The 17812-nt window shown below is 43.3% G+C and carries 5 protein-coding genes; 2 read left to right on the top strand and 3 right to left on the bottom strand.

Annotation, left to right across the window (positions count from 1 at the left end):
- The first annotated feature begins 178 nt into the window (after positions 1-178).
- A complete protein-coding gene (locus tag UABAM_RS09020; protein WP_229759373.1) occupies positions 179-4087 on the top strand; it encodes a WD40 domain-containing protein in 3909 nt (1302 codons plus the stop codon).
- A 165-nt stretch (positions 4088-4252) separates the two neighbouring features.
- On the opposite strand, the gene UABAM_RS09015 is transcribed toward UABAM_RS09020, so the two are convergent.
- Entirely contained in the window at positions 4253-5710 is a 1458-nt protein-coding gene (locus tag UABAM_RS09015) for a DegQ family serine endoprotease (protein WP_151967672.1), read from the bottom strand.
- 383 nt (positions 5711-6093) lie between these two features.
- On the opposite strand from UABAM_RS09015, the gene UABAM_RS09010 reads away from it, so the two are divergent.
- On the top strand, positions 6094-7392 hold the full coding sequence (locus tag UABAM_RS09010) for an FHA domain-containing serine/threonine-protein kinase (RefSeq protein ID WP_151967671.1): 1299 nt from the start codon (positions 6094-6096) through the stop codon (positions 7390-7392).
- A gap of 422 nt (positions 7393-7814) precedes the next feature.
- Here UABAM_RS09010 and acpS read toward each other — a convergent pair whose 3' ends face one another.
- Together acpS and UABAM_RS09000 are read right to left on the bottom strand one after the other, a co-directional pair.
- A complete protein-coding gene (acpS, locus tag UABAM_RS09005) occupies positions 7815-8210 on the bottom strand; it encodes a holo-ACP synthase (protein ID WP_151967670.1) in 396 nt (131 codons plus the stop codon).
- Positions 8210-17692, bottom strand: coding sequence for a type I polyketide synthase (locus UABAM_RS09000; protein WP_151967669.1), 9483 nt, complete (start codon positions 17690-17692; stop codon positions 8210-8212). Before UABAM_RS09000 ends, acpS begins: the two co-directional genes overlap by 1 nt.
- Between the last annotated feature and the right edge of the window lie 120 nt (positions 17693-17812).

The following is a 17812-nucleotide window of genomic DNA, read 5'->3' as shown; positions in this document are numbered from 1 at the left end:
TATAGGCGGTAAATGTGTTTTTCGCAAGTGCTTTCTTTCACACGGTGCATTGGGAAAATTTCATAAAATAACTTTGCAAAAAACAAAACTACGTAATAGATTAATAAAGTTGTACTCACTTTTGTATCCTTGGAAAGTACCCTAGAAAGGTTGCGCTTGTATGTACGTGTGGAAGACCGTGAAGATTTTTATCAGCTCTACATTTAAAGATTTGGAGTTGGAGAGAGACAAACTGGCTCAAATTTTTCGCAATTTGCAGCAAAAATTTTACGAACGCAAGATAGCGATTGTTCCTTATGATTTACGTTGGCGGCAAAAACACGACGAAGAAGATCTGGTAGGCTGGTGTTTGGAAAAGATAGATGAATGCCAGTATTTTGTTGGAATTTTAGGCCATCGTTATGGTTGGCGTCCCGAAAAAAACGTTGCGGGGCAAGAGAACATAGAACGTTTATCGATTACCGAAATGGAAATTCGCCATTCACAGGAAAAAATAGATCGCGATAAACGTTTCTATCTTCTCGAAGACCGAGAACGCGACGATGTCGATGAACTTGCCGAAGATTTACAATCCATGAAAAAATTAAAGCAAAAATTGCGCGACGAGGGTGAAGAGGCTTTTCCCTATATATCTAGCGAAACCATTTTACAGGTAATCGAGAGTGAGTTAGAGGCGCGTTTGGAGCGCGATTATCCACAACAGATGAGTTTTCAAGTTTCGTCTATGGCGGATTCGCGCGTAGACATCATCAATGAGAAAGTCAAAGGTTTTGTGGGTCGTGAAGCGTATTTGCAGCAGTTACGCGACTTCGTAGAGAGTGAAGATGCGCATAACTACATGTGCGTTTGTGCCGTTGCTGGAACGGGAAAGTCGGCACTGTTGGCGTATTTTATCCATGAACTTTTAGAAAAAGAAGCTAAAGTTGTATGGCATTACATGAGTATGGGGGGAACGAGCACCGCACAGGTGAACAAAATACTGGAAAGTATTGGCGAACAGTTACAAAAATTACAGATCTTAGACGAAGACTTTAGCGAAGATGACTTACGTGGAACGATTGCGAATGCATTAGAGACGACAAAAAACAAAGTAGTTCTATGTATTGATGGCCTTGACGAAGGACAAGGCAGAGCTCTTGAACTTAACTGGCTTCCACGTAATTTGCCACAGAATATACGCGTTATTTTGACGACGCGTCCTGTAGAACCGTGGCCAAAAATTTCACAAATAACCAACCTGAAGACAATTGACCTTCCCCCTCTTCAAGAAGAAGAAATCGAAGCGCTGATCAAATACTACGAAGAAAACCACAGTTGTGAATTGGATTACGCGGATAAGGCCATTCTCAAAAAACGCGCAGCGGGAAGTCCTCTGTTTTTAAAAGTGGCTTTCGATGAAATGTTGTCTTCTGGTATGGCGGTAGGACAACTGGCAGAAAGCATTGACAAATTATTTGAGCAAGTTTTGTTGCGATTAGAGAAAAAATATGGCGAGAATTTAATCGAACGTTACCTCGGATGTATTGCGGCAAGTCGTTCTGGTCTTTCCGAAAATGAAATTGAAGAAATTTTGTCATGGAAAAAAGGCGATGAAATGGTCGGCGGGGATCTTGTTCTTGTCATTCAAAAGTCCTTGGCAAACTTTATCACGAGGCGTAACCATTTGTTTACTTTTTTTCATCCTGAATTTGAACGTACAGTAAAAATGCGTTTGGGGAAAGCAAAGTTACGTTTCTATCATCAATTTCTCTCTGAATATTTACAACACAAAGGATTTGATTACGAACGAACACAGTACGAGTTGCCATATCAGTTGCAGTGGGGGGAGGAGTATACAACTCTTATTGAAATGTTGACGGATATTTCTTTTCTCGAAAAGAAAGCAAAGATGATGGAAGATTTGGCTGAAGATTTAAAACGTGTTTTGTTTGAAAAATCAGTACCTGTCCCCAGCGATATAGAAGTACAAAACAAATTTTCTTTGTGTTCTAACTTGAACCTAATCTCTGATTTATATCGTATTATCCAGTCACAACTACCTTTTTTACGCCGTAATCCGCAATCGCTTTTCCAAACAGCATGGAATCTTGGCTATTGGACAGAAAAGCAAAGTGCCATTCACTTATTCGTTGAAGCATGGCGCGAAGAGAAAGAAAAAACACCGCACTACTGGATTCGTAGTTTAAAGCCACCGCAAAATCTTTTACATTCTCCTTTAGAAAAGAACTTGCGTTTTCACTTCGGAAGAATCCACGATGTGACTTTTTCGCCGGATGGGGAAACCATGGTATCCACCGGTGGATTATACGATATGAAAATACGCGTGTGGGATGTGGCGACTGGAGAGTGTTTTCAAGTCTTGCGTGGTCATCAAGCCGGCGTTACTAAAGCGCGTTACACTTGCGACGGTGACTATGTCATCTCGACAAGTCGCGATGGTTGCGTTAAGGTTTGGGATTTTAAAAGTGGTGAGTGCTGTCACACTATTGAGGAAAATCTCGATAAACTAGAATGCCTTGATGTAAATGGCGAATTTTGGGCATGTGGTGGTCGAGAAGACAATTCCATTACCATAAGACGTATCTCTTCACATGAAAAAGTCGCTAGCTTGCATGGACATGAAGATTGGATAAAAAGTGTGGCTTTTCATCCAAATGGAAAATTTTTAGCGTCGGGATCAAGAGACGCAAGTGTACGTATTTGGGATTTGGAAAGCAAGCAGCAAGTTGCGAAGTTTCAACACGATGCGGAAGTGTGGAGTGTGGTATTTCATCCTACGCAAAACAAAGTCATTTCTAGTTCGAGAGATAAATCGGTTCGCATATGGAATCTGGACACCAATGAGTGCGAAAAAGTATTACTTGGCCATACCGTTGGTGGCGTAAACGCTGTGGATGTTTCTCCTTGCGGAACACTGATTGCTTCTGGTGGTGAAGATAAACACATACGCGTTTGGGATTTTGCCAGCGGAAAATGTTTGAGCGTATTACAAGGGCATCAATCGCGTTTGCACGGTGTCGATTTTTCTCCTAGGGGAAAGTATCTTGCTTCGTGTTCAAAGGACAAATCCGTTTGTCTATGGAATCTGGAACAAAAAGCTGTTATCGAGCAAAATGATGAACACCAAGATAAAATATGTGAAATCAGTTGGCAAAAATCGCAGCACTTCATCTCGGCTTCGTGGGACCGCAGTGTAAAGTTGTGGAAAGAAACTGGGGAACTCGTGACCAGTTTCTGTGGTGGAGAGGGACGTATTAATACGTTGGCATACGCACCAAATTCGCAGAAAATACTCGCTGCAGGTAATGATCGCCACATCTATATATGGAGTGATGATGAACATCGCTCTATTCGCACAAAACACAAAAGCGGTATCACGCACATTTGCGTAGACAAAGAAGAAAAACTAGTTCTTTCCGCGAGCCGAGATAAGACAATATGTTTGTGGGATATCGCGAGCGGAGAGTGTATACAAAAATACGTAGGTCATGAAGATTGGGTACAAAAAGTTATATTTCACCCTGCGAATCAGCAAATTGCTTCGTGCAGTAAAGACAGTCGCGTTCGCATTTGGAATCGCGATTCTGGTGAGTGTTTATTTGTGCTACATGAACATAAAAAATGGGTGAGAGATATTGACTATAGTCCCGATGGAAAGCATCTCGTCTCTGCTTCGGAAGATTGCCGTTTGTGTATATGGGATACCGAAAATGGCAAGTGTCTTCACAACATTGCTGGTCACAGACGCAATATCTCCAGTGTACGCTACAGCAAAGATGGACAACGTCTTGCTTCGTGGGGCTGGGATGGCATGGTCAAAATATGGAATGTGCAAACCCTAGAATGCATGAAGGAAATGTATGGCAAAATTCATATCGATCATGTATTGGATGACGATGTACGTTATCTTGCTTCCTCTACGAATCTACGCACGGTAATTATCGATCGCGAGAGTGATGAAATCGTTGCATGGTGGCCACAGAGCATTGATTTGATTTGTATGAACAAAAATAATGTCATTTCCGGAAGTACAGGTAGTGGGTATTTGCCTATTTTCCAATTGTGTGGTGGGAATGGTTCGTTTTAAGAGTTGTCCGAAAGTGTTTTCTGCCCACATCAAAGATGAAACCTCTGATGTGTCACTCCTACGAAAGCACATGGCTGTCAAGCTAAGATATAAACCCCTTATGGTGTCATCCCTGCAAAAGCAGGGGCGACACCCAGAGGGAATTTTTCATGTATTTATTTGTGGTTAGTTGCCTTTTACAACAACATAGCGACGTGAAACGCCGGTGATGACGCGGAACAAGTATAGTTGTTTTTGCTGAGACAATACTTTCTTGGCATCACTGATTGTTCTAATTCTCATACGATTGATTTCACTAATTACATCGTTGGTACGTAGTGAAGATCGCGACGCAGCGCTGCCATCGGTGATAGCGGTGATGACCACACCTTTGTCTGTTTGTACTCCGAGAGCTTCTGCTAGGTCTGGCGTCAATTGTTGAATTTCAATTCCCAGACTTTCGATAATGGCAGAATCTTGAGTCGGTTGCTCTTGAGGTTGTGGTTGAGTGCCTTGTCCGTTCCATGTGGCTTTTTTGATATCACCCAATACAACATAGATGGTTTTGCGTTTTTGGTTGCGGAAAATTTCCACAGGAACTTTTGAGCCTGCAGGTGTTGTCGCTACTGTGTTACGCAATTGTGCTGAGCGAGTGATTTTTTTTCCGTTGAAGTAAAGGATAATATCACCCGAGCGTATTCCTGCTTTTCGTGCGGGACTGTTGGGAAAAATTTGTTGAACCAAACAACCGAAGGCTTCATTTAGTCCAAATGCCTGTGCCATGTCTGGTGTAACTTCTTCAATTTGTACACCTAACCACGAACGCTGCACCTTTCCACTGGCAATGATTTGCTTCATGATTGTGCGTGCTTGGTTCACAGGGATGGCAAAACCAATTCCTTGGTATCCACCACTACGGCTAAGAATGGCAGTATTAATACCAATAACTTCTCCGTGTAGGTTGATAAGCGGCCCACCGGAGTTTCCAGGGTTAATCGCTGCATCTGTTTGGATAAAGTCTTCGTATTCGGTGATTCCAACACCTGAGCGTCCTTTTGCACTAACGATACCAGCAGTAACGGTTTGGCTAAGGCCAAAAGGGTTACCAATGGCAAGTACCCATTGCCCTACTTGTAAAGACGATGAATTTCCGAGAGGAGCGACGGGAAGATTTTTAGCCTCTATTTTAATTACCGCAACATCTGTTTTGGAGTCAGATCCGATGACTTTGGCCTTGAATTTACGACGGTCATTGAGGGTGACGGTCACTTCTTCTGCATTTTTCACAACGTGATGGTTACTCAAAATATATCCACGTGGATCAATGATGACTCCTGAACCAGCGCCTTGCTCTTTTCTTTGACGTGGAGCCTTTTTGGAGCGTGGATTGTCGCGGAAAAATGGATGATTGCGAAAAAAATCCATGCTTCCATTTCGACCAGAGACCTTACGCACTACAGCAATATGCACAACTGCGGGGGTGGTTCTTTTCGCTACTTGTACAAATGCTTGAGACTGCTGGTGCAACTTGGCAATCGCAGCATCTTGGGAATCATCGGCTTGGATACTTGGAGTGTGGAAAGCAATAACACCAACTGCCATTATGGCAATAACACATGTCATAATGAATATTTTTTGTCGCATTTTTATTTCCTTTCCTAATAGGAATTAAATGAACTATTGCTTGTTGTTGTGTAACAACATGTTGTTTGTGCCGATTTGCAAAGTACTGGACAATAGTGGTTTGCTTAACGACTATTGTCTGGTATTGGCATCGCACAAAACCGAATTGTTATTGTGGAATATAAGGAAATTTCCTACTTGAAATGCAAGTAGTGTGCCAATTGTGCGTAAACATGAAAAATATAATGATAACTCCTTTTAAAATTTACTCTTAGGAATATTTTTGTTATATTTTGTACTTGTAGTGGTTTGGAAACTATGTATTCAAAAAACAACACTTTTTTGCCATAAGTATACACAAAGGATTTTTCAATGAGATCATTCCTTAGAGGAAAAATACAAAAATGAAGATTTGTTTGAAAGTGGTAGCGGGAGCTTTAAAGGGACAGACTTTTAGTTTTGAAGATTACAATCAAATATCCATTGGCCGTTCACCAAAGGCGTATTTTTCTTTTCCTCAAGATCCGAAAATTTCACGTTTGCATTGCTTGTTGGAGTTTGTGCCGCCCTATAATTGTTACATCCAGGACTTAGGTAGCAGTAATGGCACTTTTTACGGAATACCAGATAGTAAGACGCAAAAAATTCTTTTTCAACGCATTACCGAAGCACATGTCGAAAACAATCACTACATACGCGTGGGAGGAACGACATTTCGCGTGCACATACCACCGTTTAAGATTACCCGCCATTGTGAAATATGTAAATGCTTAGTCAAAGATGACTCCTTTGCTAAAGGGGAGGCCAGTTCTTTTGGTAACAAATATTATTGCCAAAAATGTAAGCCAAAAGAGGAAAAACCTATTTCCATCATCGAGGATTTTGAGGTGTTGCGCCGTATTGGTAGTGGGGCGATGGGAGCGGTTTATTTGGCAAGACACATAAAAACAAAACGCTCTTTAGTTTTAAAAATTGCGCATCCAAATATGCAACCGAATGAAAATCAAATCAAACGTTTCTTGCGTGAAGCGGAATACGGTGCCGATTTACGCCATAAACACATCGTGAACTACTATCGTGCTGGTTATTCTAGGGGGCATGGTTTTTTCTACATTCCCATGGAATACGTACCAGGTATTGATTTACAGCAATATATGAATAATAACAATGGTCCTTTAAGTCTCAAGGTGGCAAAAAGATTTATACTACAATTAGTAGAGGCCATTGAATTCTTGCACGAAAATAAAATCATACACCGCGATATCAAACCGTCGAATATATTGGTGGTGAAGAAAAAAAATGATTTTAACGTGAAACTAGCAGACTTAGGGTTGGCGAAAAGGTATGAAGAGACAGGCCTAGGTGGGCTTACCATGTCGAACAAGGGGTTAGGTACACCTGACTACTTAGCTCCCGAACAATTGGAAAACGCCAAGGGCGCTGACGAACGCTCTGATATTTATTCTACGGCCGCGACTATTTATCACATGGTCACAAATCACAAAATTTTCACCGGCAACTTACGAGAGATGTTTACGAAGATTCTCAATGAAGAGCCTATTTCAATGCGCGAGTATATTCCGTCTCTTCCCGAAAATTTTGAAAAGATAGTGATGCTGTGTTTAAACAAAGATCCCGATCATCGCGTACAAACCATGAAGGAATTTCGTGTGTTGTTGCAAGGGGTTTTGGCGGGGTATTAGGTATGGGTGCAAGTGTGGGGAATTTATGATTGGTGCTTCTTTCTTCGTATTGATGCCCTCACCATCGAATTTAAGGTTTTAGCTTCGCTAAAAGCCTCAATTCTCATGCCTCTCCCACGGGAGAGGCTTAACACGTCTTAATTTGCTTCCATTTGTGTTATTTTGTGCTGCCGCATGCATAAGGATAACTGTATAGAAATAGTAACACCATACTATTGTCTCGCAACTCAAGCGAATTTAGTTTTTAACAAAAGAGAAGCATTACACCTCTCCCTGTGGGAGAGGTATGAGAATAGCAGCTTACAGCGTAGCTGTAACTGCTTTTTCGATGGTGAGGGCATCAATACGGAGAAAAAATCACTAATCTTTCCCTCAATTCGATGGTGAGGGCACCAATTCGGAAGAAGAATATCACCCAAAAATCACCCCTCCAAAATCACAAATCCCAGAGCATAACCTTTTTCATGTGAAATGCTCACATGGATGTTTTTTATGCCCATTTCACGAGCAATTAGATCCATTTGTCCATGTAAAGATAGATATGGACGACCGATGTGATCTACACACACTTCTATTTCTTTGGCGATCACATTTATTTTGCGATTTTGGTGGAGCATCGTTTGGCTAATCGCTTTGAAGAAAGCTTCCTTTACTGCAAATCTGCCTGCCAAACGATGTGCGGTCGGTACGGGACCACGTTCACTGGTGGTAATTTCTTGAGCAGTAAATGTTTCCTGGATGACACTGGTCTTGTTGTCATTTAAACACTGCTCGAAAAACTGTATATCCGCTAGGTCGGTCCCAATACCTTTGATCATTACTTACTCCTGTGATCTGGAGAGAAGAGCATTTTTTTCTCTTGAACATTTTCACCGTCGGCGTTAGCGACAAAAGGTTTCTTATCGCGAATAGCGAGTAATTTTTCTTTTCCGATCAAGAAGTTTCTCTCGCGCTTATAACGATGTTTCCATCTTTCGCTGCGTAGAGCCACATACTTTTCCTTTTGCTCACTAGAGAGCATTTTGAAAAATACATCGGGGTGAATTAGGCACAACATGGCACCTACGTGTCCAAATCCCAGACTTGTGATGAGAGCCGCTTTGATGTTTTCGCTACCCACATGTGTTGCATGACTGTTGTATTGTAAGAACGTGTGTTTTTTCATACGAATGTCAACATCTAGGAGATTTGCATTTCCAGGAACAATACCACTTTGCATTGCTTGAAGAACACCGTTGATCTGCCACGCCGCAGCGCCACCTTTACTGTGTCCGGTGAGTGACTTTTGCGAAATCACCATCATAGGTAGCCCTGGGGTTCGCCCCAGTTTTTGCATGAGTGAATGGTACAGCTCACTTTCGTTTTTGTCATTGGCCTCTGTCGAGGTGTCGTGTTTGGATACCAGTGCAACGTCGTCGGCAGTGAGCCCGTATTGTTGCAGTGATTGGCGCAACACCGATGGATTTTTGTCGTCTTCGCATCCTACGCTCAAAAGTCCTAAGCCCGGCGCGGGAATTGATTGGTTGATACCATCGGTTGCTGAGTAGCTCATAGCAGCGACGGCGTATACTGGTAAACCAGCTTCTAAGGCGACAGATGCACGGCAAAGTAACATAGTTCCCCCACCTTGGGCTTCGACAAATCCACTGCGCATTACGTCATTCGGACGCGACATCTCCTGTGGAGTAAAACCGCGCTCGCGCATATCGTCATTGTTCGCCGTTGCGTTCATATCTTTGAAGCCAAGAACGCCGGTGTCGGTCAAATCGTCATAACTTCCGGCGACGATAAAGTCGGCCTTACCTGCGAGAATTTTTTCCATGGCTATTTCCACCGAGACGGCAGCAGTTGCACAGGCATTCGCTGGCGAAGCGACGGTACCATAGCTCCCCACATAGCTTTGTACGTTGTAAGCTCCCATGACGTTTACCAGAGTTTCTTGTATACGGTCTCCTTGTCGTGGAGTGTTTAAGGTAACATCTCTCGCAAGGTGTGCTAGAGATTCTCCACCACCAAGTCCACTTCCCATGGTGTTGCCTACTTTACTTGGATGGATATATTTGTACAATTCTTCTGGCTCAATTCCAGCACTCAGGAAGGCATCTGCTGTACCTACTAAACTATATTGGGTGTTGTAGTCCATTTGTTGGCACATATCGTTTGGTAGACCCATGCGATTTGCGCTCCAACCGCTTGGTATTTGCCCGGCGACGTTGCGATCAAAGGTCATGCGTTTGGGTACGCGAATCTTCATCGCTTTGCGTAGTAGAACCCAGTAACAGTCCATTTCCACATCGTAGAAAAAGTCGACTTTTTCTGGATTGGCCTCTTTGTAACTTATCGCGGTCTCACGGTCATCTATGCGGAATTTTACTTCGTTTTCCAGAGAAACTTCCGTATAAACATCTACATTTTTCGGATCAAAGTGCGTTAGCTCTGGGTCCATATCGCGAATTCCAATTGCCGAAAGAAGTTGATCGCGATATTTGCTACCTACCTCATCTTCGTTGATTGGATTCCCGGTTTCGCTATCCAACCAGCCGACGTATTTCGGAGTGATGGAAAATTCTACAAGACCTATGATGCGCGCTAGTTCGAGTGCACGTGCATTCGAAAGTTGTCCTGTTGTTTCTTGGTCCCAACGTATTTGTGCATTACCAAATGTTCCCACTTCCCCGTAACCCACAATGACGACGGTATCTTCTAGTTTGACCTGAGTTTCGTTCCATTTCTTTAGATGTTCATCTTCTGGAATCTTTGGAAATTGTGAGACGTCGAGTGGAAGCACTTTTTGTTCGTTACTTGCTGTGGTTTTGACCTTTTTCTCTGCAAGTTGTTTTTGCAAATCAACACGAATGTTGCGTAGTACTGCGCCTAAGTCGTCTACGTCTTCCATGCCGCCCATCAAGTTGGCTTTGAGTGGTGTCTTTTGTGCGACTTTACACATATCTTCGTGTAACAAGCCCGTTAGTAAAAATGCCATTTCATCGCATGAGTACGTGCGTACAGATCTTTGCGATTCTAAACCGGCGGCAACAACATCATTGGCACTCATGAGACCTGTGCCACGTACCCAACCAATTTGCGCACCGACAATACTACATGTTTTACCCCAAATATCGTACTCGGACTTCCACTTATTGAGAAGTACTTCTAAGCCTGCTTTGGTCTCCGCATACATACCATCGTTACCAAATTGACCATGGTTAGGTGAAAGAGGTAAGATAACCTGCATTTTTTTGTGCACATCAGGACCTTCCAGTGCTTGCTCAGCTATTTTGCCAAGTAAGTACTCTAAGCCGAATAACATAACGCGCATCGTGGCCACAGAACCTTCGTCGAGTGTCAGAATGTTATTTTCTTCTGGCACAGCGCCAAAGGGAATAAAGTAGTCTAGTTGCCATGCCGCACGTCCTTCTTGCGGTTGGTAAATCCAGTCGACGATGGCGCGGATGTCCGATCCACAGCCTTGGTTAAAAGGTACTATGTGTAGTTCAGCTCCCCAGCCAGCGTTTTGTTGGTAAAGCTCACGATAGTAGTTTAAACGCTTTAGAGTCGGTCGTGTGGTGGTCACAATCACTTTTGCTCCGCCGCGCAACAAGTACTTCACTACCGATGTGGCGATTGCTCGCTCTCCTGCACCGGTAACTAGTGCGACTTTGCCTTGGAATTTGACACCTTGACTCGCTTGTTGTCCAAGTACCTCGGCAAAAGTATTGCTTGCATCTTTGTTCGAACATGCTTTGGCGTCTTTTGTGGTGATTTGTAGTTGCAAGTTATTGACAAAATCATCGGCGTTTTTTTGCTTGTCGCGCATAACTTCAGAAAAATGTAGTCCTGAGGCGTCTATCTTTACTTGTGGAGCCGTAGGATGTAAATTTACAGCGCGTTTGCCTTCGCGGTCGGCATTTTTTACCAAGTCATGTAGACATTCAAAAATGTCGCTGGTTTCTTTGTCATTGTCTTTTTGTGCTTTGGACTTCAAACCGCTAATCAGTAACTCCACTTCAGGTATAGGGTTTGCCAAAACGCATTCTTTGACGAACTGATATTTTTCTTCGTTGCTGTTGTTGTTTTTTAACGCCCAGTACAAAGACATTACTTGACTACGTGTCCAGTTCCATATAGAAGTGAAACTGCGTATTTTGCGTTGTGAAAATCGCGGACGAATAGAACGTTCGTATTTCGGTCCATGCTCACTTTTATACAGTTCTAAACGATCTTCTTCTAAGAATTCTATTTCGCGTTCGATAATACCCGCATAAGGATCTTGCCCGAGTAACTGTTGTGTACAACGTGCCACTTCGGCGAAAACCCCGTGAACACCAAAATAGCGTTCGAGTATTTTGTCGATGGCGGCAGAATCTACCTGAGCTCCTGAACTTTCTGCAGATTTACGCGCAAAACTCCAGCCATAGATATCTTTATAGTGCATGAGCACACTTTCGATAAAAGTGTGTGCGTCTTTACGGTTCGATATATTGCTGTCTATGGGGCTTTTTTCGTTGCTGCGCGATGAGGCGTCGATGCCCTCTATCACTGCTATTGTCGATAGAACTTGGAAAGTGGTGGCATCATCGATAATCCAGTTTTCCTGTAGAAATTTGATGATATCGCGCAGGGTAACGTTACCGAGCTTATCAAAATTGCGCTTGATGGCTTCGGTATGCGCTACTTTTAAGTACGCTCCTGGAGAGGTATAACGACCCGCTGTTGCCCCTTCTATGGCTTCTTCTAATTGCGAAAGCGGAATTTCGTGTCCGCCGTCGATGGGGGCTGTATTGAATTCTGTCCAAATGTCGACAACTGTTTGATTGCGTCGCGAAGAGTTTCCTCCGAGAAGTTGATCAATGCTTTCGTCATCGGCCATTTCTTCGGGCCATATTTTTGTTTGCAAGGCTAAAATGGTGCGCAAAGCATGTTTGACGGCAGATGTTTTTGGCGGAGCGACACTTCCGGTGTCGGAAGCAGGAACAACAGGGAGCTTTACAATTGGTTGACTTTCTTGTGTTGCCACTTGTGGTGCCTCTGGTTGTGGTTCGTCTTCGACTACATTGCGTGATGAAGGAAGTTCTGTTTCTCCTTCGAGAAAATACAGTACTGCGCGATCTCTCTCAACGTTAAGTATCGGTTTTGCTAAATGTGACTTTCCGATGAGGGTCTGCCCAAACATATTGGTGAGAGTTGGTTGATAACTTACACCTACTTCCCATATTTGTGTGACGTCAGAGTTGTCGAGAAGTAGATCCTGTGTTTCTATCCAACGCACGGGAAAAGCAAATTGATAAGCAAGGAGTTCAATAACCACTTTGCGTGCGCACTGCGCTTCGTTTTGCAAAGCTTTCTCCACATCGTTGAGAATTTCGCCCATCACTGGAGATTTTGTCAAATGATAGACATCATCAAAAAATGATTTAGAAAGCTCAAAGGGACGTGCGACCAAGTTTGGTATGTAGCGATGTTGCAATTTGCTGAGGTCGTCTTTTTCGTCGAATGTGTCAATGAGTACCTTGCGAAAGTGATCTACTCCGCGGTGTAGTACCGAGGAGTGAAATGGTACATCCAGTCCTGGTATATCCATATATGCTGGTTTTTTAGGAGAAGAGAGTTTTGCCAAACGTTGCTGCAACACACTAATGGCGTCGACGTGTCCGGCAACGGCGTATTGACGTCCGCGGACGTTGTAGTTGACGATTTCTAAAGTGGTATTGGTATCTTCGCGAATTTCATCTACCAATGTGATGGCCTGTTGTTCTGTCATTTTTGCGCGGTGTGGACAAACGACTCCCATGCGATATGGTGATTGACCTTGGTCATCGCGTGGCACAAAGTTTTGCATAGTTAGACCGCGTTGATATACAACTGAGATTACTTTTTCAAGTGCCAAAGCGGATGAACAAGCGGCCATTGCCGAATATTCCCCAATACTGTGACCGCAAAAATAGTGATCTTCTATGTAGATTCCCGCTTCTTTCAATTCCACGATACTCGCCATTGCGTGAACAACAAGTGCTACCTGCGTGAATTGCGTTAAAAATAGCACACCTTTTTCATGGCGCAGTGTTTCGCCTTTTACAATCAATTTTTGTGGATTTTTTTGTACGATTTGTAAAATGGAAAATCCAAATTGATCTCGTGTATACGCGTCAGCGCGGTCCCAAATGTCGCGTACCGCAGTAGAGCGAGCATAACCCTCCATTCCCATGCCTTTGGCTTGAATTCCTTGTCCTGGGAAAATTAGAGCTATTTGCGGGGTAGAAGTGAACACCTTACCTGTTACCGTTGCAGTTCGTTGTCCATTTTCTTCTGTCGCACAATTGATTTCATATACCTTTTGACCTTGGTTCATCGCGATGTGGCGACCATAAGTCCATACCTTACTTGCATGTACTGCTGGAGCAGAGAATTGTACTTCGATACGCGAAATGCTTTTGTGAGGTAAATTTTCTTGTTCACGTAAAGTTTGCAGCGCCATTCCTTTAGACCACATTCCATGTAGAATCGGCGAATCAAATCCCGCGATGCGTGCAATAAGAATGTCACGGTGTAGTGGGTTAAAATCGCGACTGACAATAGAGTAAGTGTCGCCACTACGTGGGGCTTTTACACTTTTTTCGTAGGCGTAGTATGGTCGTTCTAAGGCAACTTGTTGTGCCTTAGGATAAGTGAATGTCGTATCGAATGTTTGTTCTTTTCCTAGCTGATTTCCCACTTTTTCACGGATGAGAAACTGACTTTCTAAAACAACAACGGGCTTATTGTCATGGAGAATCTGGGCCACAGCAACAATTTTTTTGCCTTCACGTCCATAGCTTATACTAGATAGCTCTGCTGCGACATTATAGGTTTTACCCGCTTGTAATCCAGCGTTGTCGACTTTGGCGACGTTATTGGCTAAGTGCACTAGAGTGAAAAAATCACCGATGCAATCTGGATCGAGTAGAATGCTAAAAAGCGGCTGCCAAGCAATCACAAATGACATGCTCAGAGGGGCTACGGAGAAATCATTGTCCTTGCCACCTATCGCGGCAATATATTGGCGAATACTTTGCTCCGTTAATTCAAATGTTGTCTTGTGCTGTTTTCCTGGTTTTTGTTCTGGGTTATCTAGTAGTAAACCAGCGTAGAAGTCGGCAATGCGTTGTACGCGGTTTTCTTCTATTTCCATGACATTATGCGGGGCCATTTTATTGGTGTCACAATGAAAGTATGTGGCGAAACTGCTATTTTTTTCACCATCAATGGTTAGGACACTGTGTAGTATTTTGAGTTCGACTTTGTTTTCGTGTTGGGTAATTTGCAAGATGTCTTTTTGATCTCGCTGCATCGCAACACTGGTAATTTCACCGCCAGTATGTTTGATTTGTAGGCGTTCATTTTCGGCAAGAACCAATAAGTCATGAACAAAATTTTGGCGAATTTCGCGGCCGCGCACAATCGATTTTGCTTGCAAGAGCAGCGCTATGTCACCGCGATAGTGATTCCAATTGTAGTTGTTGACCTCTTGCGCTGTTACATAGACTTCGCCTTTTTCTTCTCCGAGAGAGGTGGTTTGCTCTGCGGTGTTATTCATGAGATCTTTATGATAGCGATGGAAAAGAGCAGCGATGGGCTCATCTATGGTGCGAATGCCGCCTACAGCACGTGGGCCGGGTGTTTGGAAGACTTCGCTGGCTTGGTAGCGTGAATCATTACAAGTGTGTAAGCTATCGCTTTTATACCACTTGCGAATATTTTCGTCGATAACAGGAATGAAATTTACTGGTTTTCCCGGGATCTGGCATACTTGGTATATGAAAAAAGCCTGGTCTTCGGGAGACAGTGGAATTTCATTTACTTGTGCACACGCGTCGCTGACTTCCTGCAGTAGTTTTTCTGGTTGTTGTAGCTTGTCGTCATCTATGGCAACTTCGAGGCTAAATCTTTGTAAAACGCGGTGTAGCATTTTTTCAAAACGCGAACGGTAGGTAATGTCCACCCAACGACCATCTTCATAGCGACCGTTATTACCCACGGCCATATGTTCTACCATTTTACGCAGTAATTCGCCGTAGGACATGGTTTCTAAATCACCGAGATACGGACGAGATGTTTTTGCGAGCATTGTAATAATTTTCTCGCGATTATTCGCAACCGCCTCTTTGTCTCCGGCGACGCGATCTAGAAGACGACCTATCTTGGCGGCGTCGTTTTCTATGTAGTAGATATCGGCATCTAAAGGGCTTTTCCCCGAAGTCATGCTTCCTTTGATTTGCCCATTGGCGACTGTGGTTGACCAATCATCAATTCCCTCTGTCTCCACAAGAGCTTTTTTACAATCATCGGACGCTTCTGATTCGCGGCATGCCATGACCACTGTTCCTAAGAATACACCATCAAGAGGCATGACGGGTAAGTCGAATTCTTTGTTCCAGGTTCCCATGATGAATTCTGTGGCGTCTTTTTCTTCGCGGATACCACCACCACCGAGAACCAATACATTGTCATGCTCGCGAATGCGGTGATAGTTTTTTAAGAGTACATGGCGCACATCATACCAACCGTGGTGTCCTCCGGCAAGTCCACCTTCGACATGCATGCAAATAGTGTACTGCGGACGTTGGGCGGCGATGGCGAGAATGTGCTTTATTTGCTCATCCGTTCCTGCCTTAAAGGCGTTTAAGAACATACCGTGCTCATGTAATTTATCGAGAAGAGCGACACCCTCTTCTACTGGTGGTAGACCTGCAGAGATGGTAATGCCTATGAATGGATAGCCTTCGTCTTTGAGTTTGAAAAGCAGTTGTTGCTTGGATATTTGTAAACCCCAGAGGTAAGGATCGAGATATAAGGTGTTTAAAACAATTCCCTGATGAGGGTCGAGTGTTTCGGTAATTTCGTCCATGCGTTTGCGGAACATTTCTTCGGTTACCTGTCCGCCACCCGCCAATTCAGCGAGATAACCGGCATTTGCTGTGGCAACCACAATTTCTGCTGTGGCAGTTGTTGGAGTCATTCCCGGAAGAATGATGGGGGAACGTCCACAAAAGTGGCTAAAACCGTTATGTAAAAATTTTTCCCCATTTTTTTCTACGATTTGCGGTGCGTATTTTTCCCAAGAACTGCGAAACGGGATATCTTGTTGCTGCATGCTGATGATGGTTGTGCGCTCTGCGGGATTTGAAACGCAGAGTACTTCTGTTCCGAAACCTGTAATGTAGGCACGACTTAGTTTAGCAATGCCGTCACCAGGACCAAAATCGAGAATGTGAGTGAAACGGCCTTCACTGACAAACTTTAGTGCTTTTTTCCACGAAAGTTGCCGTACTGCCTGTAAGGAAACAAGTTCGCGCATTAAATCAGGATGAGAACGTAAATCTTTTCCGTCGCTGAAGGAATATAACGGAATTTTTAAAGACTTGCCATCAATTTCCCAACCGACGCGCTGTAAGTCTTGGAGAACGCGATCAATACACTTTTCAATTAGTGGAGAGTGAAAAGGTGCTGAGGTGTTGAGATAAGTAAAACGGGCATTTCTAGCAGGAAATGGATTTTTCTTCGCATGTTCATTTTGTAAATAAAGGCGTAGCTTTTCCAATGAATCTGGGGCCGCAGATACTACTTTGCGTAGAGTCTCATTATCGAGAGATAAATAAATGAACTCCTGTGGTGAATGGTTTTTATTGAACTCATCCAGAATGTTTTGTAGTTCTGTAGATGTAAAACCTTGTATTGCGGCCATGTATTTTGGAGTAGTTCCCAACTCTTTTTCTACTTCTGCGTTAGGGGTGGGAATAAAATCATGGGCGTCTTCCATGCGTATACCTTGCCATAGCAAATAGCGTGTAGCAAAAACAGTTTGCTCTATGATGCCATCGAAAGATAAACCCATCGCTGCGATCGCCGCAGGAATGACACCTTGACTATGTCCTGTGGCTCCTTCTGCCCACGCTTCAATATTTTCGCTATCGTAACCTTCCATGCAGATACTTAAATAGTTGGCCATTTGCGTTAGTAAAACAAGTGGTTGCGATATGGGAGACGAGAATAAATACTCTGCTTCAGGAACAGTAGTTTCGTCGCGTAGCCATTCTTCGACAAAAAGTCCTTGGGAAAAATAACCCGATAGAATGGCTTGGGGCGTTTGGGTTTCTTCGCGCAAAGATACATCTACTTTTTGCACTAAAGTTTTCACAATAGAGTAGCGCTGCCACAAATCACGCAATTCGCGAATGTAATCATTCGCTTGCCCAGCAAACGTAAGTGCGATACGGGCTTTTTTTTCTGTGGCTAATTGACATAGCGCTGTTGTTGAGTTCATTTTATTACCTTAATAAATGTAATTATGAGTTCTGGAAAGATTTGGGTACCCTACAAAATTTATTAAAATTTTGTACTCTTTCGCATTTTGTTATTTTCATTATGAACATTTGTTTATACA

This window comes from Candidatus Uabimicrobium amorphum (assembly GCF_009002475.1).
Classification (GTDB): Bacteria; Planctomycetota; Uabimicrobiia; order Uabimicrobiales; family Uabimicrobiaceae; genus Uabimicrobium; species Uabimicrobium amorphum.
This window is presented reverse-complemented; position numbering and strand designations above follow the sequence as displayed.